Below are 5,774 nucleotides of genomic sequence, written 5' to 3'. Positions count from 1 at the left end.
GTAAGTGCGCATTAACCTCGTTTCACTCGGTCTGCTGATTCTCCTGAATTTACTTTTAGTGTATGCCTTCTGCTTCGCTATTTCAACTTTTATCCTTTGACTTAACGTTTACCTTATGATATAGTGTCGGTGATTATTTCTAATATGATTGGAGGGATCGTTATGTCTCAAAGTAACTTAGAAAAACAAGAAGCTAAATTAAAAGCCCTTAATCAAAAAATTAAGGACGAAAAAAATAAGGTTGAACAACGGCTAGGTAAACAAATCATCAGTCAAGCCAATTTAGATTATGCTAATTTGTCTAACGATCAGATTAAGCTTTTAGCTAAGCAATTTTCTGAATTTTTAAAGGTAAAGTCCGTAGATCATTAGCCATACGAGATGGGGAAATTCCATGTCTAATCAATATGAAAAACTAGTCGAGCAACAAGCGCGTTTAAAACAAAAAATTGAGCGGGAAGATTTTAAATTACGGCAATCTAAATACTATGAAAATCGGCAAGCCCGCAAAGCCCGTTCTCGCCGATTAATTCAAAAAGGGGCTTTATTAGAAAAGTACTTCCAAGCTAATAACCTCTCGGTCGAACAAACCGAAGAACTTTTAAAAATATTTGCTGACTATGTTAACGCCCATAAACCGGATAAATTAAAAAACGATCAACCTAATAACTAGGCCGATCGTTTTTATTTTCTGGATCATTTTTAGGCTTTACTTCTGGGTTTTGATCTGCAAAATTTTGTAACTGCTTTTGCACCTTTTCTGGATAAGTAATATTTTGGTTTATCCAAGGAAAATGCCTCAAATCGTTCTTAAAAACTTGTCCCTTCTCTCTTGCATAAACAGAGGTAAACTTTTCGCTATTATCATAGATCATGACCTTATCAGATTTAAAGGCCACTAATGGCAAATTATGTTTGGATTGCTGATAACGTTTCTTGATCGTTGCTACTGGAACACCGTGCCCACCTTTTTGTACCCGTTCGTTGACCCTTTGGATAGCTAAATTTTCATCTCGCAAAGCAACATATAATAAAGTCACTTCAAAGCCATTTTTGTGAGCTTTGTCAATCAAATTGAGTTGAGATTTGCCTCTACCTGCCAGTGTTGTTTCTACGTGAATACTTTGCTGGTGATCTAAAGCATAGTGTAGTTGTTTGATTTCTTCTTTCATGGCTTTTAAGTTGTCACTATCTTTATGCCAATCGCCACCCATTTGTCTTAAAAGTTCATCAGCGTTAATCCGTTTTGTTTTGTCAAACAAGATGGGAAATGTATCGTATAGCGTACTTTTCCCTGCTCCGTTAATACCAGCAACAATTATATATTGGGGTTTATCTATCAACGGACAAAGTCCTTTCGCTTAATAACCTCATCTTGCCTTTTATCTAAAAAGTAGGTATATAAAGCGTCATATACTTTGCGCTTTTCTGGATCTGGCTCATGTAATGACTTATCAAGTAAATCTTTTAAATCAGTTTCTTTGGCAATTTCAAAAAAGTCATTAATTGTGATTGTATCTTTCATGTTCATCACACTTCCAAGTTATTAATTTATTTAATCTGATAAGCCATTAGTCCTCATCTGGATCATTGAGCCAATCAGCGACTTCTTTAGCGTCTTTGAACTCTGTTACTGGTGTCTCTTTGGTAGCCTTTAAAAGGCTTAAATTAGCTCTTTCGGCTTCGCTCAGGGCTGGTTTAAACGGTAATGCTGCGTCAGCTACGATCCGCTTATAAAACATATTGATCGCGGTAGTTGGGTTTAGACCTAACTGGCTTAAAACGGCTTCGGTATTATCTGCCAATTCTTTGTCAATCTGGACTTGTACGCGTTTCTTTTCCTTAACTGCCATGATTTTCTCGCCCCCCCTTTATTACTACTCACATTATACTAATCTTTGAGTATCATCTCAATTAGCCTGCTTCTTTAAAAGTTGTGAATTTAAGTTTGCTGTCCTTTCCGCAATGGCACTTATACAACGTTCCTAAAATGCCCGTAAGCGCATTTTAAAACTCGTTTAATATAATTATGCTCTATCTGTTTAAAACGGCTTAGATGAGCTTAGATGAGCTTAGATGCCGTTTAATTCCAAGAGCGCTCATTGTCAGTGTTCTGCTCTTCGGGGTGTTTGGTAGCATAATCTCTAGCCGCCTGTTTATTCCACCAAACACCAAATAAGTTTTGCATGGTGCCATACAAGTAGTTCTCAACGTTCTTGATGTGCTTCTCATTACTTCTTAGGACGTTAAAGTAGCGTCTCAAGGCTTTAGTCATTAGCGGTTTAAGTTCTTCGTCGTCAAGCGGGATTAGAACGCCAATATCTTTGTGATCCTTCTCAACTCGATACTTAGCATTTAAGATAATGCCAATGAAGCGCCGCATTTGTTGTGGGGTTCGGCACCAAAAGCTAAGTAGTTGAACAGCTTCGGGTTCTAAGAAAACTGGTAAGCCACTGTCTTCATCAGTTAAGAAGTCATTAGCATGGTTCACCAAATCCTTGTTTTGCTTTTCTAGTTCTGCTGGTGAGAAATGAGCTGTGGAAAAGTCCAACTTTTGAGTATCTATATTGTATCTATTAGTATCTATGTTTTTAAAGTCTTTATATAGATCGTGTCCGATTTTCGGATTTTCGCTCGTAGCAAGGGTTTGCGGGGTGTCGTCAACGAACTTTTGCGAACGTCCGATTTTCGGATTTTCGCTCGTAGCAAGGGTTTCAACGGTCTCCCGCGAACGTCCGATTTTCGGATTTTCGCTCGTAGCAAGGGTTTGCGGCTCTTTTTGGGCATATTCACCGCGTAAATAGACGTCCGTTGACTGCATATCTAGTTCGGCCAGGTAAAGTCGATTGGGTTCGTTTTTGCCAGTTTTGGGATTGAAATGCATGGCTTTTTGATAAAGTAGTCCTGCACGTTCCAAGTCTTTTTTCACGGCTGCTAACTTATCATTTGAGCAGTCGAATAAATCTTTAAGTTCTTGATTGGTAAAAATAAAGTAGACGTGCCCTTCCTCATCAATCCAGTGATTGCGTAAAGAATACTCTAGCCGGTCTTTTAGTACCATATAAGCCAATTTAGCGTCACTACTTAAATGTTTGTATTGCTCGCCATACATTAATACCTTAGGGAACTGGAAAAATAAGGCTCCATATACGCTATTGGCGTCATAGTAATTGAAATCTGTTGATTTTGTCATAATAAAAACTCCCTTTCTTGACTGACACACGCTGTCTCAAAAGAGAGTTGCTAAAACATTTGATTTGCTTTAAAATACAAATCTGATATGCTCTAACTGAATTACAAAGCGAACATTGGTCGTGATCGGCTTTGTAGTTTCACCAGCATGTGTCTGTTTCTTGGTTGCCCAGTCGGCAACTTTTTTAATTTCTAACAACAAAAAATGGACTAAATAGCTTCAGTTAGCTACTTAGTCCATTGACTTTAATTTGTTTTTAACTATCCTTAACTTGTCCTTTGGGACTGGTTTGCGGTATAATTAACCTACAAATTAAGAACAATGTTCAGTCGATTTTTTCCGCCAAGTCAAAGTCGACTGAATCTAAGTAGCTGTCTGGTAGCTACTTACTAAACCAAAAGTCTCTGATTCCTCGTGAATTGGGGACTTTTTCGGTTTAGTTTGATCTCTTTATTCGGTTGCTAAATTAACTTTAGTCTAGCATAGCGCTTACTGACCACGTATTTGGCCTTGTACTCTCCTTGTCAGTTTTCGGTTGGAACCAATACGCGATAGAAGGTACTGTTGAACATTCGAGTAACATAAACGCTTCTGGATATCTAAGTAAGTATCTGTCGAAAGCACTGAAAATCAATAGCAGAATGAAATTGCATAAAAATGATTAAATATCTTATAAGTTATAAAAAAACAGCACTATCAGGATTTACACGTTAAAAGATCTATAAAGTGTAGTGACCTGTATAATTGACTAAAAGTTATTGGGGAATGATTTTTAAGCAATGATCTTTTTGTTTGTTTTGTTGAGAAACCACTTAACGTGACCTTTTTTGATCACGCTTAAATCATAATCTTCATTGGATAAGAAGTAAATAAGCAAATTAAATTTCTATAGAAATGTTGTGATAATATAGAATTATAAAGTTATAGTTCTATAGAACTATAAAACTGATTTTAAACTAATCTTGCACTATTCCTAATATTAAGCTACTATAGTTCTATAGAAATTCAATTCTATAAAGCTATGTTTCTATAGATTTTGAATAAAATAAATGGAGGATAAATTTATGGCAATTACGATTACTACCGGAAACTTTAAAGGTGGTGTGGGCAAAACAACTAATGCTGTGATGATTTCTTACATACTATCAAAGCATAATAAAAAAACATTACTTGTTGATCTTGATCCCCAAGCAAATGCAACGGATTTACTTTTTACCACTATGGAAGCCATTTATGATATTAAACCAGACTTTGAAGAGACATTAGAAACTGCGCTAATCAGCGGTAATCTACAAAAGGCCTTAGTTCATGTTAAAGATAATTTAGATTTGCTACCGTCATATCAAGATTTACAAGGATATGAAAAATATTTAAATGAAACTTTTGCTGATGATTATACACAGGACACTTACCTAGCAAAACTGCTCAGCCCATTGAAAGAAAAATATGATTACATTATTTTAGACGTTCCACCGCAGTTAAATAAATTTACTGATTCAGCGCTTGTGGCAAGTGATTTTGTAATTATTATTTTACAAACTCAAGAAAGATCATTAACAGGCGCTGAAACCTATGCTGAACACTTAATTAATTTGAAGGACGACTATAAGCTCGGATTGGATTTATTAGGTGTTTTACCGGTTTTACAACAAAACGGGAACAATCTAGATCTTGATGTCTTAGATGATGCAATTGATAGTTTCGGAAAAGCCAACATGTTCAAACAACGGATTAGACAAATGGCTAGGTTAAAGAGATTTGATCGAACTGGTATTACTGATAGGTCTAAGGATATAAATGATATTCGAGTAATGAGTGTTTACGAAAATGTTGTCAACGAAATCAAAGAACGAATCACTAAATTTAATGAATAAGGAGAGATCATATTATGAGTGAAAAGTCACTGGGATTGAATGGCTTAGGCAAAATTAGGAAGAATAAAACATTCCGCCCAGAACGGATAGAACCTAAGGTATCTGAAACCATACGAAGATCTTTACCAGACGACCAAATTTTAATGCACTATACTAGAAAGTTGAAAGCTAAAGACACGCCAAAATCTGTTCAAACACAAATTGATACTCACATGGCGATTAAACAAATCGGGATTGTTGAAAACAAAAAGAACTATGAAGTTATTAATGAACTTGTTGAAAAATATATAAATGATATGCCGGATACCAAGAAAAAACTTGTGATGGAATTCGTTCGGCAGGTTCAGCGAAATATGCCTGAAGAATGATGATTATTCTTCTATAGAATTATAGATATATAGAAATATGATTCTATAGATATAGGAATGACTATTGGTAGATAGCATCAAGAATCTTGTGTACATAAACTGCCTTCGTACATAAAATATGTAGCTAACTTAAATAAATGATGCTTCCAAAGTGTTCTGAAGTTCTTTGAGTCCTCGATGGATTTGTTTCAAGGATTACACATTATAAGCAAAAACTTGTTTGTGCTCTCCCTTATGAAACCAACCGCTCTCAGGATCATTCCGACTAACTTTTCGTCGTTTGGTTTTTACAGCTGATTGATCTGCTTTTAAGAAGCTGTCTAAAATCTCTTAAGTAAT

At 35.8% G+C, this 5,774-nt stretch carries 8 protein-coding genes; 4 read left to right on the top strand and 4 right to left on the bottom strand.

All coding sequences use genetic code 11. The annotated features are described in order from the left end of the window. Positions 1 to 144 precede the first annotated feature (144 nt). Together FC98_RS13325 and FC98_RS13320 are read left to right on the top strand one after the other, a co-directional pair. Positions 145 to 372 (top strand): hypothetical protein, encoded by a 228-nt coding sequence (locus FC98_RS13325; RefSeq protein ID WP_082603061.1) that lies wholly within the window; start codon positions 145 to 147, stop codon positions 370 to 372. Positions 373 to 394: 22 nt separating this feature from the next. Further along, entirely contained in the window at positions 395 to 673 is a 279-nt protein-coding gene (locus tag FC98_RS13320) for a hypothetical protein (RefSeq protein ID WP_014216278.1), read from the top strand. On the opposite strand, the gene FC98_RS13315 is transcribed toward FC98_RS13320, so the two are convergent. From FC98_RS13315 to FC98_RS13300, 4 genes are all read right to left on the bottom strand, one after another. Then, positions 663 to 1,343 carry an ATPase gene (locus FC98_RS13315; protein WP_054656129.1) on the bottom strand — a complete coding sequence of 227 codons (681 nt, stop codon included), beginning with the start codon at positions 1,341 to 1,343 and terminating at the stop codon, positions 663 to 665. The genes FC98_RS13320 and FC98_RS13315 overlap by 11 nt on opposite strands. Further along, complete coding sequence (locus tag FC98_RS13310) at positions 1,340 to 1,525, bottom strand: hypothetical protein (RefSeq protein ID WP_010620892.1); 186 nt, start codon at positions 1,523 to 1,525, stop codon at positions 1,340 to 1,342. Before FC98_RS13310 ends, FC98_RS13315 begins: the two co-directional genes overlap by 4 nt. Positions 1,526 to 1,571: 46 nt before the next feature. Further along, a complete protein-coding gene (locus tag FC98_RS13305; protein WP_010014831.1) occupies positions 1,572 to 1,853 on the bottom strand; it encodes a type II toxin-antitoxin system RelB/DinJ family antitoxin in 282 nt (93 codons plus the stop codon). A gap of 230 nt (positions 1,854 to 2,083) precedes the next feature. Then, on the bottom strand, positions 2,084 to 3,193 hold the full coding sequence (locus tag FC98_RS13300) for a replication initiator protein A (protein ID WP_056949728.1): 1,110 nt from the start codon (positions 3,191 to 3,193) through the stop codon (positions 2,084 to 2,086). Between the two features lie 1,064 nt (positions 3,194 to 4,257). Here FC98_RS13300 and FC98_RS13295 point away from each other — a divergent pair. Next, on the top strand, positions 4,258 to 5,067 hold the full coding sequence (locus FC98_RS13295) for a ParA family protein (RefSeq protein WP_054656131.1): 810 nt from the start codon (positions 4,258 to 4,260) through the stop codon (positions 5,065 to 5,067). A 14-nt stretch (positions 5,068 to 5,081) separates the two neighbouring features. Further along, positions 5,082 to 5,435 carry a hypothetical protein gene (locus FC98_RS13290; protein ID WP_054736602.1) on the top strand — a complete coding sequence of 118 codons (354 nt, stop codon included), beginning with the start codon at positions 5,082 to 5,084 and terminating at the stop codon, positions 5,433 to 5,435. Positions 5,436 to 5,774: the final 339 nt, after the last annotated feature.

Origin of the sequence: Lentilactobacillus kisonensis DSM 19906 = JCM 15041 (assembly GCF_001434135.1) — a bacterium.
GTDB lineage: Bacteria > Bacillota > Bacilli > Lactobacillales > Lactobacillaceae > Lentilactobacillus > Lentilactobacillus kisonensis.
The sequence above is the reverse complement of the archived record's forward strand: the minus strand, read 5'-3'. Positions and strand labels throughout refer to the sequence as shown.

Coding starts and splice junctions, on each gene's coding strand:
- FC98_RS13305 (WP_010014831.1), bottom strand. CDS start 1,853: ATGGCAGTTAAGGAAAAGAAACGCGTACAAGTCCAGATTGACAAAGAA.
- FC98_RS13320 (WP_014216278.1), top strand. CDS start 395: ATGTCTAATCAATATGAAAAACTAGTCGAGCAACAAGCGCGTTTAAAA.
- FC98_RS13300 (WP_056949728.1), bottom strand. CDS start 3,193: ATGACAAAATCAACAGATTTCAATTACTATGACGCCAATAGCGTATAT.
- FC98_RS13325 (WP_082603061.1), top strand. CDS start 145: ATGATTGGAGGGATCGTTATGTCTCAAAGTAACTTAGAAAAACAAGAA.
- FC98_RS13290 (WP_054736602.1), top strand. CDS start 5,082: ATGAGTGAAAAGTCACTGGGATTGAATGGCTTAGGCAAAATTAGGAAG.
- FC98_RS13310 (WP_010620892.1), bottom strand. CDS start 1,525: ATGAAAGATACAATCACAATTAATGACTTTTTTGAAATTGCCAAAGAA.
- FC98_RS13295 (WP_054656131.1), top strand. CDS start 4,258: ATGGCAATTACGATTACTACCGGAAACTTTAAAGGTGGTGTGGGCAAA.